Origin of the sequence: Ruminiclostridium herbifermentans, assembly GCF_005473905.2 — a bacterium.
Classification (GTDB): domain Bacteria; phylum Bacillota; class Clostridia; order Acetivibrionales; family DSM-1351; genus Ruminiclostridium; species Ruminiclostridium herbifermentans.
This window is the reverse complement of sequence record NZ_CP061336.1, coordinates 3,897,535-3,921,626: the sequence shown is the minus strand read 5'-3', so window position 1 is coordinate 3,921,626 and position 24,092 is coordinate 3,897,535. Positions and strand designations below refer to the sequence as shown.

Sequence of the window (24,092 nt, the reverse complement as noted above, 5' to 3'; positions counted from 1 at the left end):
TCTCTCAACCCCCTATAATCTCAGCAAGTAATCCGTCTGTCTCTTCTTCGAGTGAACGAATATCTGCTGTTATTTCTTCTAGTGTTCTTAGCTGAATCGGTTTATAGAAATATTTTGTAAAACTAATTTCATAACCGATCTTTGTTTTTTTCTCATCAATCCATGCATCAGGAGCAAAGGGTTTTACTTCTTTTTCAAAGAAAGCTTCGATGCCACCTTCATAGGTAAAAGGTATTTGTTCTGTATCTGTTAGCTCTTTATTGACAACAGGTTTTCCTTTTTTATCTTTTTGAATAGTGCCATCTTCGTTGTATGCAGGGCGAAGAACAGTTACTTTCCAATAACCAAACTCGTTGTTATCAAAAATTTTGCTATACTCATTTTCCTCAAAAGCCATATATAAATCCAAAATCTGGCGCCTAATCTCAGAAGTGAACTCACAGTTCTTTTTCCCAAGGTTTTTACGAAGAGGCGACTTTAAAGAAGTAGCATCTATAAGTTGAATCTTACCCTTTCTGTGTTCAGCTTTATTGTTAGAAAGAATCCAAATAAAAGTGCCAATTCCTGTGTTATAGAACATATTTTCTGGTAGCGCAATAATCGCTTCTACAAGGTCGTTCTCTATCATATAGCGTCGGGCATTACTTTCACCTTGTCCGGCATCACCTGTAAATAAGGAGGAACCATTATGCACTTCTGCGATACGGCTACCTAACTCGGTAGTTTTCTTCATTTTTGCAACATTGTTGAGTAGGAAAAGTAACTGTCCGTCACTTGTTCTTGGAATCATACTGAAATTAGGATCATCAGCAAAGTTGGTCACAAAACGACTGTCCATAATATCTTTCTTGCCACCGAGCTTATCCGCATCAACTTTCCATGATTTACCATACGGTGGATTACTTAGCATGAAGTCGAACTGGTAGGTAGGAAATTGGTCGTTAGAGAGGGTGGAACCAAACCCAATATGGTCCGCCTGATCTCCTTGGCCTTGTAATAATAAATCAGACTTAGCTATAGCATACGTTTCTGGATTTATTTCCTGGCCAAAAAGATGAATAGATACTTTCTTGCCAGCTTTTTCAGCAAGCTCCATCAGGCGGTCTTGGGCTACGGTAAGCATACCACCTGTGCCGCAAGCCCCATCATAGCATGAGTAAGTTGCATCCTTAATTTTATCCGCTACTGGTACAAAAATAAGATCAGCCATTAATTCGACAACATCACGAGGGGTAAAGTGTTCTCCGGCCTCTTCATTGTTTTCTTCATTAAAGCGGCGAATAAGTTCTTCAAATATTACCCCCATGGTATGGTTATCAAGACCAGGCAGACGAATTTCCTTCTTTTCATCATCTTTATAAACCGGGTTGGGACTTAAATTGATTGTAGGTGATACAAATTTTTCGATAACAGCACCAAGTATATCTGCATCGATCATAGTGTCTATCTGGTTGCGGAATTTGAATTTATCTAATATCTCTTGAACATTAGGAGAGAAACCATCCAAATACGCTATAAAATCTGCCTTTAAAGTTTGTTTCTTTGCTCTAGAGGTTAAATCACGCAAGCAAAAAGGTGAACTGTTGCAAAATGACTGTCCAGCTGTATTGCATAGTGCAGCAGTCTGATTGGTGATACCTGCCTCGTCTAGTTTCTTTTTCATTTCAAGAACAGCAGGTTTAGTTTCCTCTAATACAGCATCTAATCTGCGGATTACTGTCATAGGCAGGATTACATCTCTATATTTACCTCGTACATATACGTCTCGCAGACAATCGTCGGCTATTCCCCAAATAAAGTTTACTATTGAATTATAGGTTTGGTTATCCATATAAAACGCTTCCTTTCCATATTTTCTTTGTTGTTGAATGTTCATTTCTTCTCTTCGTGAATTAACTCCATAATATCTGTTATATCACAATCAAGTGCTTTACAGATTTTGACTAATACATCTGTAGTGATGTTTTCGCCTTTACCTAGTTTTGCAATAGAGGCAGAACTAACACCGCTCAGTTTTTTTAGATCTTGCTTATTCATATTTTTGTCAATTAGCAGCTTCCATAGTTTGTTATAACTTATATACATTATAAGCCTCCTTGGGTCGCATCTTTTTTGTTCCAAGAGCGACCAAATAATTCATCGCCGCCTTCATTAAGATGCAATACGGCTGTTTTGTTAAGTATAGACCTTGTTTTTTCAGAGTAAGCACCATCTTTATCAAGAGAGATGAAAATCTGTTTTTTACTTTGCATATACAACTCCATTATCTTGTCAATCGGAGCATCACCTATGTTTTTAAAAATTAGAGAATCGTGAGCAATAGCAGGTAGTGGAGTTAATTTAAGAATGCTCAAGTCAAAAATAATAAGGCTTTTAAATGAAGTCCCCGTACCGGTATCGTCAGGAGTGTAAAATTCATATCTCTTTCCATTATCTAAATCAATAACAGGAGCCTTACGGGTTTCATCATAAATAAAATCATTGAAACGGACCATCTGCTCATTAATTTCGCTCTCTATAAAACGCAGTTCTTTTTCTTGGGCTATTCTAAGATTTTCAGAGGCTATTTTTACCTCCTCCTTTAGATTAGTTGAATTAATATAGGCACTATTTTGTGCTTCCAGCATATTGATTTTTCGTTCTATTTCTGAATAATTTTCTAAAAAACGTTTTGAAAGATTCGCAGGAATACCAAGTTTCCGTAAATCATCTTCAAGTCTAGATATTTCTATTTCAGTAGACTCAATTAATACCCGCAATCTTTCCGCCTCTTCAGTCATTTCGTCGCTTAATATTTGCTGCATCTTACCATGAAATCTGTTAATATCTTTAATTTTTCTTATATCCGCCTCTGGAAAGAATTGCGCTAATTCAACTATATCGCTTTCAGATATAACGCGTTCGCCACTCAAGTTTTTTGTTACAACTTTAAGTTGAGATAATAGTCTGCTTCTCTGCCTCTTAATAGAGGTTATTTCAGCTTTTATGGCTGACGCTTCTTCCGCATGGACTAGATCATCATGTGATAAATCTTTGTCTATTTGTTCTGTGAGATTAACTAAAGCTTCCCGTAATCTTGCAATTTCCTTTTCATTTTCTTTATACTGACGTTTTGTTGTAATTGAGAAGGGCAAAAGCTCAAATTTCCTTGCCTTTTTAAATGTTGCAAACTTATCTTTCTTCATTGACTCAACCGTTTTATATTCTTGAATTCTATCAAAAACATTAAAAAGTTTTTCTAAAGCAGTGATTGCCTTTTCAGCTGGTTCTGAGCTGGTTGAGTGGAGAGGCTTTTTCTCAGAATGATTATCTTTACCGTAAATTCTGAAATAGCGCCCGACAACATCTCTAAAAGTAACATGAGGAAGATTAATATTGTATTTTGAAAATAGAAAATCTTTAAACTCCTGAAGTGGTATAGTTTTTTGAATATTATAGTTTTTATCGCAAACAGAAACCTCCTCACTGTTAACAATATCTCTACAAAAATAATAGTGTTGATTATCAAACTTAAAAGCAAATTTAATAAAGTGGTTTTTCAGTTTGTGTGCAGCATCTGAATACTTGTAAGTATCGCCTCCAAAAACATAATCTATGATTAGAAGGAACGTAGATTTACCAATAGAATTATCTGCTGATTGGCCGCCGAGCACAGTATTAAGTCCTTCATGGAAAATGATAGGTTTTCGGGGCTTTCCATAGGACATAAATTCATCACAATGTATTTCAACTAACATATATCAACACCTCTCGATCTTCGTCGTATTCAATCTTCTGTAATGCATAAAGAGAATCGAGGATTTCTATATATTCGCCCACATCAGATATCAGAGGCCGCATCTTCATGTAAAGAGTTATTACTGATTGTGGAGAAATTGACAGTTCTTTAAGGACAAAAGGGAATTTAGACAATATACTTTCGTTATATGTGAAAATTTTATTCGGCAATAACATCGAACACCTCGCACTTCTGTACGAAATATGAAATAATCACTTCGCACGGTTCTTTACTTTCATTTGTGTTTTTAGCAAGCCAATCAACTAATTTATAATAGATATCAGATTGTGATAAACCCTGATCACGTAGATTCCAGTAATTTAATTTCACTTGCATGGAGAATGGCTCAAACCGTAATTGACCTTCTTTACTCAACTGTTGAAATAAATTCTCAACATAAAGATAGTAGATATTAACACTGCTTTGAATTTTGATAAAAAGAGGGACATTGTCTCTCTTAATCTTTCTTTTTACTTCAACTGGATCGTAGTTTAAAGGAATCAATTCTGTGAATGGAGTGGTGCTTATTTTTCTTAAAACTCTATTTACGCCCTCTTCTATCTTTGAATCAGCCAAAGCTTCAATAGCATTAGCTTCTAGCATAAGATGTCTTTTAATATCTGCCATGCGTTTAATATCATCTTGACTTGGAGATAACAAATACTTATTTTTACATTTTGGACACAAAGCAATAAGGTTTTCATAGCTATCAGGTTTCAATTTTGGATCGATTTGAGCAATTTCGTAATTAGCTGCTGTCTTACCATTGTTGCTCGTAACATACAGAGGTTGATAGCAATTATCGTTGGGGCAAATACCATTTGACTCTAAAATTAGACGTAGACCAAACTCGTTTTTTAGCACGTCAACACTTATTAATTGGCCACTTTTACTTGATGTAGAAGTGGCTTTTTTGCTTTTTCCTGATGTTGCACTTTCAATAAGAATATCTTTGAAAATCTTAGCGCACTTTTCAGGCGTATTGAACGCATTAATGTCTGGAAAATACTCCGAAAGTTTACTACCTAAGGAGCTTTGAGCGTCTTCATTTGCCGAATTAATATAGTTCTCAAACTTATCTATATCTATGTATTTATTAATTTTTTTGGCCATAGATGAAATAGGCCTAGTGCCATTAAAATAGCTTTTTAGAGCTGAACTTGTAACGTCATGAATAGGGTTGTAATCTCCATCCATATCATCTGGAAAAGTAGTGATATTAGAGAACAACTCTTTAGTAAATTCTGCAGTATTTGCCCCAGAACCTAATATGGGCATCAGGATTTGTGCGAATTCGCTAAATGTCAATATCAATAGAAATTACCTCCTTCATGCTTTGTATCCGGTTGTATCCATCTGTACCCATCTGTTAGAGATGGTTTTTTTATTTTTACTACAATTGTTTCAAAGGAAGTTGACACTGTACAGTCCATCTGTAATGTACACAACTTTTTGCAATTATATCACGTATTTTCGCAAATTTCAATTTTATATTTGCGAACGCATCAATATACTGCGCGAATAAAAACAAATTATCTTTATTAAGTGAAACGGAGGTGAGGGCATGGAAGTGATTAAGAATGGTAATGGTAAGACAGTTTGTCGAGCAGATGCTTCAAATAAAATAGTTGAAATTGTTCAGAGAGGGTTTAAGACAGTTATTCAGTTCATGGAAGATGGCACCATGAAAGTTATTAACTCTGAGGCAATTTAAGAATTGTGATCAAGCAATTATACGAAATAATCCGCAGAGCCGCTAGACGGACAGGATGAACACTTTGAAAGTGTTTCCTGCCCGTCTTTTTTTCTGCTCTGCGGATAAAAGAAAACCGGCTCCTGCGGATTTTTCAAAGCCAAATTTTGAAAACCAAAGGAGTCAAATTATGAAAAGAGCGTACAAAACAAGTAAAAAGAAGAGAACTAACTACATTTATTACACTGCTGAAGGAACAAAGATTGTGATTACCCCAGGTGAAGATGGAGTCACCGAAGCTGATATCGAGCTTTTACATACTATGGATGATGACGAAGTGGACGAGCAGCGCCGGTACGATTATCGAGTGACAACACATCTGGATGCTTATCATGATGGCGAAGAGGAAGCAGCAAATGACCGCAATAAGTATCTTGCAGATGATACTGCGAATCCAGAACAGCTAATTATACAAGCAGAAGATGAGGCTGAACATCAAGATATGCTGGACAAGTTAACCAAGGCAATGGAGTGTCTTTTACCACAACAAAAAGAACTCTTCAAAAAAGTATACCTTGAAAAACGATCCAACACTGATATTGCAACAGAAGAAGGTGTTACAGAAGCGGCTATTCGTGGTCGCCTTAAGAAGCTTCAAGAAAGACTTAGAAAAATTCTATCCTAATTGGGTTCGCAAGAACCCTTTATAAAAAAATCTTTTCTGAAAAGGGGGTTCGAAAGAACTCTCTTTTTCGCTTATCGGTGAGGGGCAGATAAATCGCCCCCAGAAAGGAGATGGAATATGAACCTTAAACACAAAGTCACAATCAATGTGGCAAGGCCCGGTGGCGAAAGAAGCTCAGTAATTCAAAGCAGTCGGAAGACAATCCGAGCGAGAATGCTTGATTTCCTATTTGGAAAGAAAGCCAGTTTGTTAGTAATTACTCCAGGTGACTCAGTTGAGACGGTAGAAATAAAGGAAATCAAGGAAGGAGGTGTGGGTCATGAGTAAGATTAAGCTCCTTCTCGATGTGGTGTCAGATCTTAGAGCTCTGGCAGATAGTGTTCAGGCTGTAGCTGATGCAATAGCAAGTAATGGGCCTCATGAGATTACAAAGCCAGAGCAACCAAAGCCTGAAAAACAATCTGAAGAAAAGCAGCTCACCTTAGAAGAAGTAAGGGCGGTACTTGCGGAAAAAAGCCATGACGGATTTACAGCTGAAGTAAGAGCACTTCTAGAAAAGTATGGTGCATCAAAACTCAGCCAGATTGATCCAAGTAAGTATGCTGCAATTCTTGCTGATGCGGAGGAGTTGAAATGAGTAAACATGCAATTCTCTCCGCGTCAGGAGCTCATCGCTGGATGAACTGTACACCATCGGCAAGGCTAGAACTGGAGTTTGATGACAACAGTGGTGAGGCTGCAGCTGAAGGCACAGCAGCTCATGCGTTAAGTGAGCACAAGCTCCGCAAAGCGCTTAAGATGAGATCAAAAAAGCCGGTTTCTCCATATGACTCAGATGAGATGGACAATTATACTGATGGTTACGTGGAGTTTGTGCTTGAAGTGATTGAGCAAGCCAAGCAGGCCTGTAGTGATCCCCTGATCTTGATAGAACATCGGCTTGATTTTTCAAAGTATGTGCCTGATGGCTTTGGGACCGGGGATTGTGTAATTATAGCTGATGGAACTCTTCATATTATTGATTTTAAGTATGGTCAGGGTGTCTTAGTCAGCGCAGAGGACAATCCTCAAATGAAACTATATGCCCTTGGTGCACTGGATCTCTTTGATGGTATTTATGACATCGAGATGGTTTCAATGACAATCTATCAGCCCCGTCGAGAAAATGTCAGCACGTCCATAGTCTCAAAAGAAAGCTTGTATCAGTGGGCTGAAGAAGTTTTGAAGCCTAAAGCTGAACTGGCCTTCGCTGGTGACGGAAACTACTGCCCTGGAGAATGGTGTCAATTTTGTCGAGCAGCAGTGAAATGTAGAGCAAGAGCAGAAGCAAAAATGAAACTGGCTACATTTGAGTTTGCACTACCGCCACTTTTATCAGATGAAGAAATTGCTGACATTCTATCTTCTATCGGTGATCTCACCAGCTGGGCAAATGAGATTATAGCCTATGCCACAGATGCAGCAGTTAATCATGGAAAGAAGTGGCCCGGCTTTAAAGTAGTCGAAGGCCGTTCCAACCGTAAATATAAAGATGAAGAAGCGGTCGCAGAAGCAGCAAAAAATGCAGGTTATCGCGACATATACAAGCAAAGTCTCATCACTATTACTGAAATGGAGAAATTGATGGGCAAGACAAAATTTAATGAAGTCCTTGGTGGACTAATTATGAAGCCACCAGGCAAACCGACGCTAGTACCAGTTTCCGACAAGCGTCCTGAAATGAACACATCATCAGCAAAAAATGATTTTATGGAGGTATAAAAATTATGTCAAAAACAGCAAAAAGAACAAATCCAACAAAAGTAGTTACAGGAGTTGTCAGACTTTCTTATGCTAATGTGTGGGAACCTAAATCCATCAATGGCGGTGCTGAAAAATACAGTGTGAGCCTGATTATCCCTAAGAGCGATACTAAAACCTTAAGTGCTATCAACGAAGCAGTTAATGCTGCTATTGAGGAAGGCAAAGGTAAATTTGGTGGCAAGCTTCCCAATAAAGCAGTTCTCAAGCTCCCTCTGCGTGATGGCGACATTGATCGTCCGGATGATGAGGCTTATGCCAACAGCTATTTTATAAATGCAAACAGCAATACTGCTCCACAAATTGTAGACAGAAACGTCAATCCAATCCTTGATCGTTCAGAAGTGTACTCCGGTGTCTATGCAAGAGTGAGTATCAACTTCTACGCCTTTAACTCCAATGGAAATAAGGGTATAGCGTGTGGTCTTGGAAACATTCAAAAAATCCGCGATGGTGAGCCTCTGGGCGGTAGAACCAATGCAGCTGATGACTTTTCCACTGACGTGGATGACGACTTTTTATCATGAGAACCCTCAGCATAGATATAGAAACATATAGTAGCGTAGACCTCGCCAAAAGCGGGGTCTATCGTTACGCTGAAGCACCGGATTTTGAAATCCTACTTTTTGGCTACAGTGTGGATGGTGGTCCTGTACAGGTAGTTGATTTGGCATGTGGTGAAAAGATCCCACAAGAAATCCAGAATGCAGTTCTAGATAGCCAGATTATAAAGTGGGCATTTAATGCTCAATTTGAACGAATCTGCTTGTCTCGTTATTTCGGTGTCTGGCTTGAGCCTGCTTCATGGCGTTGTACGATGGTATGGTCTGCCTACCTAGGACTTCCTCTATCTCTGGAAGGGGCAGCAATCGTAACAGGAGCAGATAAGAAAAAGCTGACTGAGGGTAAGGAGCTCATCCGATATTTCTCTGTTCCATGCAAAGCGACTCAGTCTAATGGAGGTCGAACTCGCAATCTACCGGAGCATTCTTTTGAAAAATGGGAGAGTTTCAAAGCATATAATCTACGAGACGTTGAAGTTGAACTTTCTATACAGGAAAAGCTTCAGAAATTTCCTATGCCTGAAGAGGAATGGAATAACTATATTCTAGATCAGCAAATCAATGATCGGGGTATTCAGTTAGATTTGGAATTGGTAAAAAAAGCGATTCAATGTGATGAAAAAGTAAGAGAAGAGCTAACAAGCAGACTAAAAGAACTAACTGATCTTGATAATCCTAATTCAGTTGTTCAAATGAAGTCCTGGCTATCGGAAAAGGGTCTGGAAACAGACAGTCTTGATAAGGCATCAGTTAAGGCACTATTAAAGGAAGCTCCAGAACATCTGAGTGAAGTACTGGAACTGAGACAGTTACTAGCCAAATCCAGTGTAAAGAAATACACCGCAATGGAAAATGCCGTATGCACTGACGGAAGAGCTCGGGGACTACTACAATTCTACGGTGCTAATCGAACCGGTAGATTTGCAGGAAGGCTTATACAAGTTCAAAATCTCCCTCAGAACCATTTGTCGGATCTGGAACAGGCACGTCGATTGGTTAGAGGTGGCCATTTTGATGCCTTGGAAATATTGTATGACTCTATTCCGGGAGTTTTGTCTGAATTAATTCGAACCGCTTTTGTGCCAAAGAAAGGATATAAGTTTATCGTTGCTGACTTTAGTGCAATAGAGGCTAGAGTTATTGCTTGGCTTGCAGGCGAGACATGGAGAAATGAGGTATTCGCTACCCATGGCAAGATTTACGAAGCATCCGCTTCCCAGATGTTTAGGGTCCCCTTGGAAGAAGTCACAAAAGGTAGTCCACTCAGACAAAAAGGAAAAATTGCGGAGTTGGCCTTGGGGTATGGTGGATCAGTTGGTGCGTTAAAAGCAATGGGAGCACTTGATATGGGTCTTACCGAAGAAGAATTAAAACCTTTGGTCTATGCATGGCGAAATGCGAATCCAAACATTGTTAGGCTTTGGTGGGATGTCGATAGAGCAGTTAAAAAAGCTGTAAAAGAAAGATGCGGAACAGAAACTCATCGTATCCGATTTGAATATCGTAGTGGAATGCTGTTGATATGGCTGCCATCCGGGAGACAGCTTACCTATGTCAAACCAAGGATGGGGATTAACAGATTCGGCAGTGAAGCAGTGACGTATGAAGGCGTTGGTGCCACAAAGAAGTGGGAGCGTATTGAAAGCTATGGTCCGAAGTTTGTTGAGAACATCGTGCAGGCCATTTCAAGAGATCTTCTTTGCCATTCCATGCGAAATCTGGATGAAGCAGGACTAAATATTGTCATGCATGTCCATGATGAGGCAGTTTTAGAGGTTCCTTTAGAAATATGCGTACAAGACGTCTGTGTTCTTATGGGTCAGGTACCGCCTTGGGCGCATGGGCTTCTACTTCGTGCTGATGGATTTGAATGTGATTTTTATAAAAAAGATTAATTTGAGGGGGTTCGAAGCCTCCTCTTTTTTTGCTTATAGCTGAGGGCATGTTTTATTGCTCTACTACTATAAGCAGGAGGTTCAATATGAACAAATTAACTATATTCAACTATGAAGGCAACACAGTAAGAACAGTAATGAAGGATGGAAATCCTTGGTGGGTTCTAAAAGATGTATGTTCAGTATTAGAGATTGGAAACAGTCGTGATGTTATGGCTCGTTTGGACAGTGATGAAAAGGGAGTCGATATTATCGACACCCCTGGAGGAAAACAGGAAGTATCTATTATCAATGAAAGTGGTCTTTATAGCGTGATATTGGTTTCACGTAAGCCAGAAGCTAAAAAGTTCAAGCGCTGGGTAACCCATGAGGTGCTTCCTTCAATCAGAAGGCATGGACTTTATGCTACAGATGAGTTACTTGCTAATCCAGACTTTTTGATTCAGGCACTACAGGAGCTTAAAGCGGAAAGAGCTAAAAATGTTGAGTTAACTACTACCATTAGCATTCAAGAACAGCAAATTGCAGAAATGAAACCTAAAGCAAGTTATTACGATGTGGTACTTAACTGTAAGGATGCGGTGTCTATTACAACAATAGCCAAGGACTATGGAAAATCAGGGCGCTGGTTTAATGAGTATCTGCATAATTTAGGTGTTCAATTCCGTCAAGGGAAGATTTGGCTTCTATATCAAAAGTACGCTCAACATGGATATACGACGACAAAAACCCATACTTACCTTGGAAATGATGGGACGATGCATTCAAAGGTTCATACTTACTGGACTCAGAAAGGACGCTTGTTCATTTATGAGCTTCTTAAGGATCATGGCATTTTACCATTGATTGAACAAGAGTCCGAATTCGAGGAGATGTAACTTATGGATAGATATAACGCTGAAGGCTATCCAGATCCAACTGCAGCAGAAGCCTTGGAAAATATCATGCGTGAAGAAAAAGCAAAAAACTATAAACCTTGCGTTTTTATTTGTTCTCCTTTTGCTGGAGACATAGAAAAAAATCTGAATAAAGCTAGAGAATACCTGAAGTTTGCAGTGAAGCAAGGAACCATTCCTTTTGCTCCTCATCTGCTATACCCTCAAGTGCTAGATGATGGCGATCCTGAACAAAGAAAACTAGGACTATACTTTGGCATGGTATGGCTTAGAAAGTGTGATGAGCTGTGGGTATTTGGTCGCTATATCTCAAAAGGGATGCAAGCAGAGATAAATAAAGCATCGAAGCATCGTATACCTATCCGGTATTTTTCTGAAAACTGCGAGGAGGTGCAGAAGCTATGAAGATAGCGGTTGGTAACAGCCGAATGGATAAAAAGTGGAAGAACAATGATATCACATGGGAGGACTTTATCTCACGAGTTAAATCTACCATACGAACAACAGAAACGGTATCTGAATTTCGGAAAATGAGTCGCGCTCAACAGGACTCAATAAAAGATGTAGGAGGATTTGTGGGAGGAGCCCTTCGTGAAGGAAAACGCAGAAATGGTTATGTCCTCTCCCGTTCCCTTCTGACTTTAGATATGGATTATGCCAAACCAGAGGTTTGGGAGCAAATTGAAGCGTTACATGATTTCAAATGCTGCATCTATTCTACCCATAAACATACACCAGATGCACCAAGATTAAGACTTATTATTCCACTTAAAAGAGAAGTAACAGAGGATGAATACCCAGCCCTTGGTCGGATGGTTGCAAAGGAGATTGGGATTGATTTATTCGATGACACCACTTATGAACCTTCAAGACTAATGTATTGGCCTTCTACACCGTCAGATGGAGAATTTGTGTTTAAAGAGAAAGACGGTGAACTATTGGACCCAGATATCTATCTTTCAAAATATGTAGATTGGCGGGATACTTCCATGTGGCCTGTATCTTCAAGACAGTCGGAGGTCGTGCAAAGGAAAATTACTAAACAAGCAGATCCATTAATTAAAGAAGGGGTTATAGGAGCATTTTGCAGAGCCTATACCATTGAAGAAGCCATCGAAGAATTTCTACCTGATGTATATGAACCTAGTAATATGAATGGAAGATTTGATTATATTCCAGCAGATTCTTCAGCGGGTTTGGTAATCTATGATGGTAAATTTGCTTATAGCCATCATGCTACTGATCCAGCATGTGGAATGCTGCTAAACGCATTTGATTTGGTCCGAGTGCATAAGTTTCGGGAACTAGATGAAAAGGTGACAGAAAATGCACCGCCAAGTAAACTACCTTCATTTAGAGCCATGACAGATTTGGCATTAGAGGATGAACGGGTAAAAGAGCAGTTTGCTGAAGAACGAAAGGCTCAGGTTGAAAAAGAGTTTATTGATGAAGATTGGGAAAAGCAGCTGGAGATTGATAAGACAGGAACGGTTAAGAATACTCTTAGAAATTTGATTTTGATACTTGAAAATGATCCCAACCTAAAAAGCATAGTGTTTAATCAGCTATCTGATAGTCTCGAAATTAAAGGTGATGTTCCTTGGCCGCATCCATCGAAGTTCTGGAGAGATGCAGATGATGCACAGCTAATCAGCTACATTGACACCCACTACGGAACCTTTTCTGCAAGAAACTATGATGTAGCGGTAGCGAAGGTCGCTGACGATAGATCTTATCATCCGATTCGGGAATTTATTGAGGCTCTTCCTGAGTGGGATAAGGTAGCTAGAGTAGATACCTTGCTAATCGATTATCTAGGTGCATCAGATAATCCATATGTTCGAGCTGTGACAAGAAAAACTTTATGTGCAGCGATTTCTCGTGTACTGACTCCAGGCATCAAGTTTGATTCCATGTTGGTTTTAAATGGCCCGCAGGGAGTTGGAAAAAGTACTCTTATAGCCAAGTTAGGTGGAGACTGGTTTTCTGATAGTTTGAGCTTGTCAGATACCAAGGATAAGACCGCAGCAGAAAAGTTACAAGGTTACTGGATTTTAGAAATTGGAGAGCTGGCTGGACTAAAAAAAGCAGAAGTAGAAACACTTAGAAGCTTCTTATCTCGCCAGAATGATATTTATCGAGCTAGCTTTGGCAAGAGAGCTACTCCTCACTTAAGACAATGTGTCTTTTTTGGCACCACTAATGCTGAAAAAGGCTATTTACGGGATACCACAGGAAACCGTCGTTTTTGGCCGGTAAAGACCCCGGGAAATGGCACAAAAAAATCTTGGCAGCTAAAGCAGGATGAAATTCTGCAGATATGGGCCGAGGCTCTTACCTATGTAAAGGCTGGAGAGAAATTATACCTTGATGCTAGCCTTGAAAAGCTTGCAAAAGAAGAACAGCGAGAAGCTATGGAGTCCGATGAGCGAGAAGGTTTGGTTAGAGAGTACCTTGATATGCTTTTACCTGAGGATTGGGACACCATGGATCTATATGAACGTCGAGCCTATATCAACGGGACTGAGTTTGGTGAAAGCCAAAGGGTTGGTGTTTGGAAACGAAAATCTGTTTCTAATATGGAAATTTGGTGTGAATGCTTTGGAAAGGATCGAGCCAACCTTCGAAGAGTAGATGGTAATGAAATATCAGCTATTATGGCGAGTATTGGAGGATGGACAGGTCTCGTTAAAAAAGAACGTATCCCGCTTTATGGACCACAGTGGGTTTATGTTCCAAAAGAGTAATTCAGTTTGGAACACATGGAACAATTTTTTCTATGGAACAGATTTCAGCTGTTCCGGTGGAACAAAAACGGTCTTTTGGTACATCTCATCGGAACAGGCGGCAGCCCCTAGTAAGGTAGGCTACTTTATAACCCCTGTTCCATTGTTCCAATAATTATTATTAAAAATAATCCTAAAGACAAAAAGAAGAAATTACCTGCAGACGCGTATATACGCGCGTATAGAGACTTTTTGGATTTAGGGAACATGGAGGATATATGAGAGAAAAAAAGATTGAACAGCAACTGGTAAAAGAAGTGAAAGATATAGGTGGTATTGCACTTAAAATTGCATCACCAGGTTTTGATGGAATGCCAGACAGATTGATTCTTTTACCTAATAGAAAGCTAGCTTTTGTAGAGGTTAAAGCACCTGGTAAAACCTTAAGACCCCTACAAGAAAAGCGAAAAAGACAGTTAGAGGCACTTGGTTTTTTGGTATTCTGCCTGGACCATATAGATCAGATTGGAGGGATACTTCATGAAATACAAGCCTCATGAGTATCAGGTTTATGCCACTGAGTATATCCTCAATCATCCTATAGCAGCAGTGCTCTTAGATATGGGTTTAGGTAAAAGTGTCATAACTTTAACTGCCATCTTTGATTTAACACTGGACAGTTTTCTTGTTCGTAAGGTTCTGGTTATTGCACCGCTAAGAGTTGCCAGAGATACATGGCCTGCAGAGATTGAAAAGTGGGATCACTTAAAGGGTCTTAAATATACTTTAGCAGTTGGCTCTGAAGTAAAGAGAAAAACTGCCTTTATGGAAAGAGCACAAGTTTACATTATCAATCGAGAAAATGTAGAATGGCTCATTACAAGAAGTGGAATTCCTTTTGACTTTGATATGGTGGTAATTGATGAGTTGTCTTCTTTTAAATCTCATCAAGCTAAGAGATTTAAAAGCTTAATGAGAGTTAGACCCAAGGTAAAAAGGATAGTAGGACTTACTGGAACCCCATCCTCCAACGGATTAATGGATTTGTGGGCACAGTATCGCTTATTAGATATGGGACAACGATTAGGTAGGTTTATTGGTAGGTATCGGGAGGATTACTTTGTACCAGATAAGCGTAATCAGCAAGTGATCTTCTCCTACAAACCAAAACCAGGAGCAGAAGAAGAAATTTATAAGCTTATATCTGATATAACTATTAGCATGAAAGGGACAGATTACCTGAAGTTGCCGGACTTAGTTATAAACGAAGTGCCTGTAAAGCTTTCTGAAAAAGAAATGAAAACCCTCGATACGATGAAGCGGGATTTAATTACAAATGTTAAAGGTGAAGAAGTAACTGCAGCAAATGCAGCAGCTCTTTCAGGAAAGCTCCTGCAGATGGCAAATGGAGCAGTTTATGATGATCATGGCACAGTCCTTTATATACATGACCGTAAGCTGGATGCACTGGAAGACTTAATCGAAGCTGCTAATGGCAAGCCAGTTCTAATTGCTTATTGGTTTAAGCATGATTTGTCACGAATACAAAAGCGTTTTGAGGTTGAGGTGTTATCCACTAGCGATTCTATTAAGAGGTGGAATGATGGAGAAATCTCTATTGCAGCTATCCATCCAGCATCAGCAGGACATGGACTGAACTTGCAAGCTGGAGGTTCAACTCTTGTATGGTTTGGTCTAACTTGGAGCCTAGAGCTTTATCAGCAAACCAACGCCCGTCTTTGGCGGCAAGGACAAAAAGAAACGGTAGTGATTCATCACTTGATTTCCAAAGGCACCATTGATGAACGTGTAATGAAAGCCCTAAATGATAAAAACAATACTCAATCCGCACTGATAGATGCGGTTAAAGCCACACTAAAGGAGGTCTGATAAAATGAACATTGTCTGGCAATATTTAGATAAAAGAGCAGCGGCAATTAACGCCCTAAAAGATTACAGCAGTATGAAGTACATCATAGAACATACCGATGAGGACATTGCAACCCTCAACGAAGAAATGAGTTCCCCAGCTTCCCCAGTTATCAATGGCATGCCATCGACCCATGATCCAAAAGCTGGAGAGAAAAGGCTCATTGCCTGCATCAATGAAATTGATGTATTGAAAGAACGTTATCGTCAAGCACTGGAATACATGGACTGGTTTCAACCGGCATGGGATGCTTTAACAGAAGATGAGCAGTATGTGTTAAAGGAGTTTTATTTGGATGATGAACAAAAGCAGATTGATGCAGTGTATAACATTTGTGATCACTTTAATATTGAACGTTCTTCTGCATACAACAAAAAGAATCGAGCGCTTCAGCATCTTGCGCTACTACTCTATGGAAAGTAATGAGTAATATCATGGACGATTTTATTAGAAATCCATAATACAATGGTATTGTGAAAAATTGTAGAGAGCCTTCGTGGAAATACCGCGGGGGCTTTTTGCATGTCCAAAGGAGGTACGAAATGCCAAAGAAACCAAAACGACCATGTTCTTCTCCTGGTTGTCCGGAACTGACAGATGGACGTTTTTGTCCGGAGCATGCCAAAAAGGAAGCTTCTCGTTATGAAAAATATCAGAGAGATCCTGAAACGAGGAAGCGTTACGGTCGTGCATGGAAAAGAATACGTGACCGTTACATTACAGCCCATCCACTATGTGAAGAGTGTAAAAGACAAGGAAAGCTGACACCAGCAACTGAAGTGCACCATATCCTTCCCTTGGCACGAGGTGGGACACACGATGAAAGCAACCTAATGGCTCTTTGTACTCCTTGTCACTCAGCTATCACAGCAAGAGATGGAGACCGTTGGGGAACCCGGTAGGGGGAGTCATATCTCCACAGCTATTTAAATGTGCAACGGGCGTGGGGCTTCGTGCAAAAAGTCGCAGTTTCAAACGGGGTAATACCCCCTTAATAAGAAATGAGGTGAGTTAATGGCCAAAGATGGTACAAATCGAGGTGGTGCCCGTATTGGATCTGGTCAGAAAAAGAAAGCACTTATAGATAAAATTGCTGAGGGAAATCCCGGAAAAAGAAAACTGGAAGTTATTGAATTTAAAAATACCGCAGAACTTCAAGGGCAGGAGATGCCACAGCCAAGGGCTATGCTTTCAGCAGTACAAAAGGATGGTAAAACCTTAGTAGCTAGCGAAATTTATGAGCTTACGTGGAAATGGCTTGAGGAGCGAGGGTGTGCACATCTAGTTCTACCACAGCTATTAGAAAGATATGCCATGAGTGCTGCTAGGTGGATACAGTGTGAGGAAGCAATAAGTGAGTTTGGTTTTCTTGCTAAGCATCCAACTACTGGCAACGCTATCCAAAGTCCATACGTTTCCATGAGCCATAATTTTATGAGTCAAACCAACAGACTCTGGATGGAAATATATCAGATTGTTCGTGAAAACTGTGCGACAGAGTATTCCGGTACAAATCCACAGGATGATGTGATGGAACGACTGTTGACTGCCCGTAGAGGCAAATAATAATAAGGAGATGTGAAATGAGTAAGAGATATTTAACAGCAGAAAGTGTATGTGCAGGGCATCCTGATAAACTGTGCGATATTATTGCTGACAGTATTTTGGATGCATGTCTTAGAAAAGATAAAGCATCACGCGTAGCTTGTGAGGTTATGGCTACTAAAGGAAAAATTATCGTGGCGGGCGAGATCTCCTGCAGCGAGAAAATTGATATCAGATACATTGTCAGGAATGTATTAAAACAAGTGGGTTATAATCCTTTGAAATTTTTGATTTATGTATATGTACACAATCAAAGTCCTGATATTGCAGCTGGTGTAAATACTGCACTGGAAGCACGAAATGGTGTAAACGAACAATATGGTTCTGTCGGTGCCGGAGATCAAGGGACCATGTATGGGTATGCCACAATAGAAACTAGAGAAATGCTTCCCTTACCTCTTGTACTATCCCATCGAATCGTAAAGAGACTGGATGAGGCTCGAAAAGGTAAGCTCATTAAAGGTATTCTCCCCGACGGAAAAGCTCAGGTGACGATTGAATATGATGATGATACTCCAGTAAGAGTAAAGACCATTGTGGTGTCGGCGCAGCATGAAAAGAATAAGACCCAGGAAGAGCTCAAGCAGGATATTCTAAACAATGTATTGTGGCAGTGTTTTGAGGACTTTCCTTTTGATGATGAAACAGAAATTCTTATCAATCCGTCTGGTCAGTTTGTTTTAGGAGGACCCGCTGCAGATACTGGACTAACCGGTAGAAAAATCATGGTAGATACTTATGGCGGTCTTGCATCCCATGGAGGCGGAGCACTTTGTGGGAAAGATCCCACAAAAGTTGACCGAAGCGGTGCTTATATGGCTCGGTATATTGCTAAACATATTGTATGGTGTGATTTTGCCAAAAAATGTGAAGTGAGTATTTCTTATGCTATCGGTAAAGCGAATCCAGTTGCCTTTACTATAAACACATTTGGAACCGGAACAGTTCCTGATGAGATTTTAGCCCTTGCAGCTCAAGAGGTTTTTAACCTTAGACCAGCAGCAATTATTGAAAAGCTGCATCTAAGAAATATCCTCTACTCGGATACAGCGGTTTACGGGCATTTTAACAGCTACCTGTTTCCTTGGGAGGATGTTAATAGATACAGCAAGTTAAGGGAGGTGGTGGAAAAGTATGCTAATAGAGAAGATTAAAACGAAGCTACTAATCCCTGCTGATTATAATCCTAGAAAGGACTTAAAGCCCGGAGATCCAGAATATGAGAAACTTAAACGCTCTCTTGAGGAGTTTGGATATGTCGAACCGGTTATTTGGAATAAGACCACAGGCAGAGTCATCGGAGGTCATCAGCGTTTGAAGATCCTGCTGAGTATGGGCATGGATGAGATAGAATGCGTGGTTGTTGAAATGGATGAGGATAAGGAAAAGGCTCTCAATATCGCATTAAATAAAATAAGTGGCGATTGGGATAAGGAAAAACTGGCACTTCTCATCACAGACTTAAATGCTTCAGACTTTGATGTGTCTTTGACAGGTTTTGACCCAGGAGAGTTGGACGATCTTTTCAAGGATTCCCTTAAGGATAATATAAAAGAAGATGATTTCGATGTAGACAGCGAGCTGAAAAAGCCCGCTGTTTCGCATTTAGGGGATATTTGGCTACTTGGACAGCATCGATTAGTCTGCGGAGACAGTACAAAGAAAGACACCTTTGATGTCTTGATGGATGGGAAAACTGCTAATTTGGTAGTTACGGACCCTCCATATAATGTTAACTATGAAGGCACTGCTGGAAAAATCAAAAATGACAACATGGCTAACGAAGCGTTCTATGATTTTCTGCTTGCGGCATTTCAAAATACCGAAGCGGTAATGGCAAAGGACGCTTCTATTTATGTGTTCCATGCTGATACCGAAGGACTCAATTTTAGAAGAGCATTCTCTGATGCTGGATTTTATCTTTCTGGCACTTGCATTTGGAAAAAGCAGTCCCTTGTTCTCGGTCGCTCCCCTTATCAGTGGCAGCATGAACCTATTCTCTTTGGGTGGAAAAAGAAAGGCAAGCATCTCTGGTATTCAGACCGCAAGCAGACCACCATCTGGGAGTTTGAGAAACCAAAGAAAAATGGCGACCATCCAACCATGAAACCAGTGGCACTTGTGGCATATCCCATTATGAACTCAAGCCTTAGTAACTGTATTGTGCTCGATCCTTTCGGCGGTTCAGGAAGTACACTGATTGCCTGTGTATAAACTGTCAAGGAAAAATGTATAAAAAGTATTAAATAATTATGTACAACTAGTCTCCTTGCTTCATATGATCCTTTAATCTGTATGACTTTCCAGATATAGATATTACATGTGCATGGTGCAATACCCTGTCAAGTATTGCATTGGCTACAACTGCGTCATAGAATACACCATCCCATTCGTTGAAATTCATGTTTGTTGTAAGAATGGTACTTTTTCTCTCATATCTCATATCTATAAGCTGAAAAAACATATTAGAATCTTCTTTATCAATGGGTAAGTAGCCAAGTTCATCAATGATAAGTAGTCTGTAATGGCAGAAGTGTCTGAGTCTTACATCAAGTCTGTTTTCCAGTTTTGCTTTCTTTAGTTGCTGCAATAAATCATGACATTTGATAAAATATGTGCTAGTACGTTTCTTTGCTGCAGCTATTCCTATTGATGTTGCCAGATGAGTCTTTCCAACACCACTTGGACCAAGAAATACTATATTCTCATTTCTTTCAAGAAAACCAAGCGTGCAAAGTTCTTGTATTTCTTGCTGATTTACTGACGGCTGAAAATTGAAATCATAATCTTTCAATTCCTTTACAAAAGGAAATGCTGCTGCTTTAATCATAGATCTAGATGCTTTGGCCTCCTTAAAATCAACTTCGTAATTACTAAGTCTCAGTAGTCCTTCTGTAAACGAAAGATTGTTGGATGTCACAAAATTAGATATTTCATCAAGATGAATTACCATTTGCCCAAGACCAAGAATTTCCATGTTCCGGCATAGCTGGTTGTATGTACTGTTATTCATAACTATATACTTCTCCTATAACCTGTAAGTTTTCTTTTGCCCGCTCATTTATATTTTCTTCCTTAAATGCATGCGATTTTCTTGCTATAGCAGTATAGTGTTCTGTAAAATAATTTAGTTTCTTTTTACTAAGGGTATGGATAGTTATTAATTCCATGTTATAATAAACATGTATGTAACCATCATACACTTGTAAAGTAAGAGTTTTTCCAATGTATTCTGGTGGTACAGAATACTGGCATTCATTATGGTTGAACATGCTGGATGAATTTACTTTTACTTTATGTGGAGTTATTTGATAAGGCTTTCTTATGGTATCGGCTGGTAAGCTTCCTAAGAAAGCTTTTTCCTTGTTGAAATACATTAATGGAATACGACCTGTACCTTGATTTACCTGCATGTTTACTCTGTTATTTATTCGTGTGACCAACTCATTAAGTTCCTTGTAATCAAGTTTTCCATTGTAGGCTCTTATCTCATCAAGTAGTTTCATTGGTGCTTCTACTTTGGCTTTTGTTCTTGGTCTTCCTGCAATACAAGGGTGCACCTTAAAACCATAATCATCCGCAAACTGCTTAAATTTTATATTTATTTTCCCTTCTGTATACTTTGTTCTTGGCTCATCCATAACTGTTTTCATATTATCGGTGACAATCTCACTTGGAACACCTCCAAACGTGTTAAACGCATCATCAAGGAATGAAAATAATATGTCCTGTGTTTTTGATAGAGATACCCTGTATACTTTAAAACGTGAGTATGACAGCAATAATACAAATATGTTTACTTCTATTATTTCACCTGTTGAAAGAGTAAATCGTATAGACTCTTTCCAGTCTAGTTGTGCTTGTTGACCCATTCCTGTTTCATAACGTATGGTTACGTTATTTGCGTTTGAAGGTCTGCTTTTTTTGAAATATGAGTCTAGTTCAGGATATTTTCTTAGATAGTAGCAGAAATTCACATAAGACCCTTCATAAGAATGATTGTCTACTAGGTATTGCCATAAAACTCTTCTGTAATAAAATATCTGCTGGCTGTTATCAGATAGAAGCTCTGCGATAATGTCATAGTAAGCAGTGATACAATTCACGCATTCTCTGGATTTGGCCTTATGAAAGCCATTAATGTATTTATCAACTGTACGCCTATCGACATCAAGTTCCCTTGCGATCTGGCTTTTATTAACCTTCAATGTTGTGTCCTCCATAAATGGTTTTAACTTATAAAGATCCTTGACAGTTTGAATATTTAAATCTGTTATGATACTACTTTTGATAATCATTAGGGTACCTCCTTTTGTACCCTGTAATCATACCATTTGTACATTTTTATTTAATATTATTTGTACATTATTAATTATAACTTTATACCTGTGAGCAGACAAATAGAATCTGCTACACCATTGAACTGGATGAAAAGTACTGTGATGTCATTGTAAAAAGGTATATTGAGCAAGTGGGAAATTCTGATGGTGTGTTTCTTTTAAGAGATGGTTCGAAATTCAGATATTGTGACCTACCGGAGGTGAATGCAGATGAGTAAATTGACACTTGGTTCCCTTTTTGATGGGAGCGGAGGTTTTCCTCTAGGTGGTTTGCTTTGCGGCATCGAACCTTTATGGGCATCTGAAATTGAGCCGTTTCCTATACGGGTTACGACTAAACGTATCCCTCAGATGAAGCATTATGGGGATATAAACAAATTAAATGGCGCGGAGCTTCCGCCTGTAGATATCATAACCTTTGGCTCTCCCTGCACGGATATGAGTGTGGCGGGTAAAAGAGCTGGTCTGGACGGAGAGCAATCCGTCCTTTTTTATGAAGCAATCCGAATTATCAAGGAAATGAGGTGTAAGACCAATGGACAATATCCAAGGTACGCAGTCTGGGAAAATGTCCCCGGTGCATTCTCATCAAATAAAGGGGAAGACTTCAAGGCAGTCCTCGAAACGGTCATCAGCGTCAAAGAGCCGAACACCTCGGTGCCTTTACCTGAAAAAGGTCGATGGCCATACGCTGACATCTATATGGGAGACGGATGGAGTGTGGCTTACCGAACTATCGATGCGCAATATTTCGGAGTACCCCAACGTCGTCGTAGAATCTACCTTGTCGCAGATTTTGCAGACAGATGTGCCGGAGAAATACTATTTGAGTCCGAAGGCATGCCAAGGGATTTTACGCCGAGCGGCAGCCCGTGGCAAAGAACTGCCGGAAATGCTAAAAACTGCACTAGAAAGACAGGCACTGTATGCTTAAACGATCAAGGTGGACAACGCATCGATGTGCTTGATGATAAGACGGCAACACTTAGAGCAAAAGCAAATCATCCGCCTTGTGTACTGTTTGAAAACCACAGTCAAGATACACGATACAAAGGCCCCGTTGATGTAGCACCAACTGTATCCGCTACATATGGGAAGGGTGGTAATAACCAACCTTTTGTAACAACTGCTGGATTCTGCACAGAACATTCATCTGATAGTCGTAGTATTGGATATGAGGAGGAAATTTCACCAACGTTAAGGGCAGGAGTCGTACCAGCGGCTGTATCATTAAATGAGACTCCAAAGACCCTAAAAATTCGTTCCGGGTGTGAAGGTGGCGGAAAAGGTGCGTTAATTCAAGATAATAAATCTGCGACCCTTGGATGCAACAATGACCAGACCGTTTTTGTGCCTACTGCATTTGGCATCTGTTCTGATAAGAGCAACTCTATGCAGTCAAGCAATCCTCACAGCGGTGTATATAAAGCGGATACTTCTCGAACCATCGATGCTAATGGTGGAAATCCGGGATGTAATCAAGGTGGTATTGCTGTAGTTGCTCTTCAAGGCTCTATGATTGGAAGACAGGATAAAAACGGTCCTCAAGGAGCTGGCATAAATGATAATATGAGTTTTACTCTTAATACAGTGGATCGACATGGTGTTGTGTATGCAATTGATCGTGAAACCTTTAACTGCGGACAGAATTTTGCTAGAAATTTAGGGATAACAGAAGACAGTGTTGCTTCAACATTAAATGCTCAAGGCCCATCGGCTGTGGCACAACCTTATCAAAATATCAGCGGTACGATTTCTGCAGGTGCACATCCAAGTGGTTTTAACGGTCAGGATGCATCAAACGATATGCTTATTACAGTCAAGAAAAACGATGAGCCAAATTATATCGTCCGAAGGCTTACACCAACAGAATGTGCAAGATTGCAAGGCTTCCCGGATGATTGGTGTGATGACCTTGGTACGGAAAATCCTACAGAAGATGAAATTTCATTCTGGACGGAGGTTTGGGAAACCCATCGCAAAATCATGGGTAAGAGTAGCAAGCCGAAAACAAGAAAGCAAATTATTAAATGGCTTAACAACCCCCATTCCGATTCAGCTGAGTACAAAATGTGGGGTAATGGTGTAGCACTTCCATGCGTCTGTTTTGTGCTGACTGGCATTGTGTTATCTGCACGGAATACCGCCGATTAATGGAACAGTATTTTCTACAGAAAGATG

Annotated in this window: 25 protein-coding genes and 1 pseudogene; 19 read left to right on the top strand and 7 right to left on the bottom strand. The window is 39.7% G+C overall.

Features of this window, described 5'->3' with window-relative positions; translation table 11 throughout:
• Positions 1-4 precede the first annotated feature (4 nt).
• Genes EHE19_RS15820 through EHE19_RS15800 form a run of 5 tightly spaced genes read right to left on the bottom strand, consistent with a single transcriptional unit; the run spans position 5 to position 5,092 of the window.
• Positions 5-1,876: a type I restriction-modification system subunit M gene (locus tag EHE19_RS15820; RefSeq protein ID WP_425314292.1), complete on the bottom strand. Its 1,872-nt coding sequence runs from the start codon at positions 1,874-1,876 to the stop codon at positions 5-7.
• Complete coding sequence (locus EHE19_RS15815; RefSeq protein WP_058085662.1) at positions 1,873-2,085, bottom strand: helix-turn-helix domain-containing protein; 213 nt, start codon at positions 2,083-2,085, stop codon at positions 1,873-1,875. The genes EHE19_RS15820 and EHE19_RS15815 overlap by 4 nt, the downstream gene beginning before the upstream one ends.
• Positions 2,085-3,737: a DUF2326 domain-containing protein gene (locus tag EHE19_RS15810; RefSeq protein ID WP_058085661.1), complete on the bottom strand. Its 1,653-nt coding sequence runs from the start codon at positions 3,735-3,737 to the stop codon at positions 2,085-2,087. Before EHE19_RS15810 ends, EHE19_RS15815 begins: the two co-directional genes overlap by 1 nt.
• A complete protein-coding gene (locus EHE19_RS15805; protein ID WP_058085660.1) occupies positions 3,727-3,954 on the bottom strand; it encodes an ABC-three component system middle component 7 in 228 nt (75 codons plus the stop codon). The genes EHE19_RS15810 and EHE19_RS15805 overlap by 11 nt, the downstream gene beginning before the upstream one ends.
• Entirely contained in the window at positions 3,938-5,092 is a 1,155-nt protein-coding gene (locus EHE19_RS15800) for an ABC-three component system protein (protein WP_058085659.1), read from the bottom strand. The genes EHE19_RS15805 and EHE19_RS15800 overlap by 17 nt, the downstream gene beginning before the upstream one ends.
• 250 nt (positions 5,093-5,342) lie before the next feature.
• On the opposite strand from EHE19_RS15800, the gene EHE19_RS15795 reads away from it, so the two are divergent.
• The 17 genes from EHE19_RS15795 (at position 5,343) to EHE19_RS15715 (ending at position 19,785) form a co-directional block, all read left to right on the top strand.
• Positions 5,343-5,492, top strand: coding sequence for a hypothetical protein (locus EHE19_RS15795; RefSeq protein WP_165475739.1), 150 nt, complete (start codon positions 5,343-5,345; stop codon positions 5,490-5,492).
• A 70-nt stretch (positions 5,493-5,562) separates the two neighbouring features.
• Positions 5,563-6,156: an RNA polymerase sigma factor gene (locus EHE19_RS15790; protein ID WP_231307032.1), complete on the top strand. Its 594-nt coding sequence runs from the start codon at positions 5,563-5,565 to the stop codon at positions 6,154-6,156.
• A gap of 117 nt (positions 6,157-6,273) precedes the next feature.
• Positions 6,274-6,483: a hypothetical protein gene (locus EHE19_RS15785; protein ID WP_137699131.1), complete on the top strand. Its 210-nt coding sequence runs from the start codon at positions 6,274-6,276 to the stop codon at positions 6,481-6,483.
• Positions 6,476-6,793: an rRNA biogenesis protein rrp5 gene (locus EHE19_RS15780; RefSeq protein WP_137699130.1), complete on the top strand. Its 318-nt coding sequence runs from the start codon at positions 6,476-6,478 to the stop codon at positions 6,791-6,793. The genes EHE19_RS15785 and EHE19_RS15780 overlap by 8 nt, the downstream gene beginning before the upstream one ends.
• On the top strand, positions 6,790-7,917 hold the full coding sequence (locus tag EHE19_RS15775; RefSeq protein WP_137699129.1) for a DUF2800 domain-containing protein: 1,128 nt from the start codon (positions 6,790-6,792) through the stop codon (positions 7,915-7,917). The genes EHE19_RS15780 and EHE19_RS15775 overlap by 4 nt, the downstream gene beginning before the upstream one ends.
• Before the next feature lie 5 nt (positions 7,918-7,922).
• Positions 7,923-8,483, top strand: coding sequence for a DUF2815 family protein (locus EHE19_RS15770; RefSeq protein WP_137699128.1), 561 nt, complete (start codon positions 7,923-7,925; stop codon positions 8,481-8,483).
• Positions 8,480-10,414, top strand: coding sequence for a DNA polymerase (locus EHE19_RS15765; RefSeq protein ID WP_137699127.1), 1,935 nt, complete (start codon positions 8,480-8,482; stop codon positions 10,412-10,414). The genes EHE19_RS15770 and EHE19_RS15765 overlap by 4 nt, the downstream gene beginning before the upstream one ends.
• 47 nt (positions 10,415-10,461) lie before the next feature.
• Positions 10,462-11,292: a phage antirepressor gene (locus EHE19_RS15760; RefSeq protein WP_244648257.1), complete on the top strand. Its 831-nt coding sequence runs from the start codon at positions 10,462-10,464 to the stop codon at positions 11,290-11,292.
• Positions 11,293-11,295: 3 nt separating this feature from the next.
• Positions 11,296-11,715 carry a DUF7768 domain-containing protein gene (locus EHE19_RS15755; RefSeq protein ID WP_009052904.1) on the top strand — a complete coding sequence of 140 codons (420 nt, stop codon included), beginning with the start codon at positions 11,296-11,298 and terminating at the stop codon, positions 11,713-11,715.
• Positions 11,712-14,057: a virulence-associated E family protein gene (locus EHE19_RS15750; RefSeq protein WP_137699126.1), complete on the top strand. Its 2,346-nt coding sequence runs from the start codon at positions 11,712-11,714 to the stop codon at positions 14,055-14,057. Before EHE19_RS15755 ends, EHE19_RS15750 begins: the two co-directional genes overlap by 4 nt.
• 257 nt (positions 14,058-14,314) lie before the next feature.
• Positions 14,315-14,596, top strand: a complete 282-nt coding sequence (locus EHE19_RS15745) for a VRR-NUC domain-containing protein (RefSeq protein WP_009052903.1) — start codon at positions 14,315-14,317, stop codon at positions 14,594-14,596.
• Complete coding sequence (locus tag EHE19_RS15740; protein ID WP_137699125.1) at positions 14,577-15,926, top strand: DEAD/DEAH box helicase; 1,350 nt, start codon at positions 14,577-14,579, stop codon at positions 15,924-15,926. The genes EHE19_RS15745 and EHE19_RS15740 overlap by 20 nt, the downstream gene beginning before the upstream one ends.
• A gap of 4 nt (positions 15,927-15,930) precedes the next feature.
• Complete coding sequence (locus tag EHE19_RS15735; RefSeq protein WP_009052901.1) at positions 15,931-16,389, top strand: ArpU family phage packaging/lysis transcriptional regulator; 459 nt, start codon at positions 15,931-15,933, stop codon at positions 16,387-16,389.
• A 119-nt stretch (positions 16,390-16,508) separates the two neighbouring features.
• The gene (locus EHE19_RS15730; protein WP_009052900.1) at positions 16,509-16,868 is read left to right on the top strand and encodes an HNH endonuclease; all 360 of its coding nucleotides are present in this window, start codon (positions 16,509-16,511) and stop codon (positions 16,866-16,868) included.
• Positions 16,869-16,980: 112 nt separating this feature from the next.
• A complete protein-coding gene (locus EHE19_RS15725) occupies positions 16,981-17,532 on the top strand; it encodes a P27 family phage terminase small subunit (protein WP_009052899.1) in 552 nt (183 codons plus the stop codon).
• 17 nt (positions 17,533-17,549) lie between these two features.
• Positions 17,550-18,725, top strand: a complete 1,176-nt coding sequence (metK, locus tag EHE19_RS15720; protein ID WP_137699124.1) for a methionine adenosyltransferase — start codon at positions 17,550-17,552, stop codon at positions 18,723-18,725.
• The gene (locus EHE19_RS15715) at positions 18,706-19,785 is read left to right on the top strand and encodes a site-specific DNA-methyltransferase (protein ID WP_137699123.1); all 1,080 of its coding nucleotides are present in this window, start codon (positions 18,706-18,708) and stop codon (positions 19,783-19,785) included. Before metK ends, EHE19_RS15715 begins: the two co-directional genes overlap by 20 nt.
• A 46-nt stretch (positions 19,786-19,831) precedes the next feature.
• Here EHE19_RS15715 and istB read toward each other — a convergent pair whose 3' ends face one another.
• Both istB and istA read right to left on the bottom strand, forming a co-directional pair.
• Positions 19,832-20,584, bottom strand: a complete 753-nt coding sequence (gene istB, locus EHE19_RS15710) for an IS21-like element helper ATPase IstB (protein ID WP_190530357.1) — start codon at positions 20,582-20,584, stop codon at positions 19,832-19,834.
• Positions 20,577-21,869, bottom strand: coding sequence for an IS21 family transposase (istA, locus tag EHE19_RS15705; protein ID WP_190530355.1), 1,293 nt, complete (start codon positions 21,867-21,869; stop codon positions 20,577-20,579). The genes istB and istA overlap by 8 nt, the downstream gene beginning before the upstream one ends.
• A gap of 80 nt (positions 21,870-21,949) precedes the next feature.
• On the opposite strand from istA, the pseudogene EHE19_RS19840 reads away from it, so the two are divergent.
• Positions 21,950-22,129, top strand: a pseudogene (locus EHE19_RS19840) (DNA modification methylase); the annotation flags it as partial.
• A complete protein-coding gene (locus EHE19_RS15700; RefSeq protein WP_137699204.1) occupies positions 22,122-24,065 on the top strand; it encodes a DNA cytosine methyltransferase in 1,944 nt (647 codons plus the stop codon). The pseudogene EHE19_RS19840 and the gene EHE19_RS15700, both read left to right, overlap by 8 nt.
• The last annotated feature ends 27 nt before the right edge of the window (positions 24,066-24,092 follow it).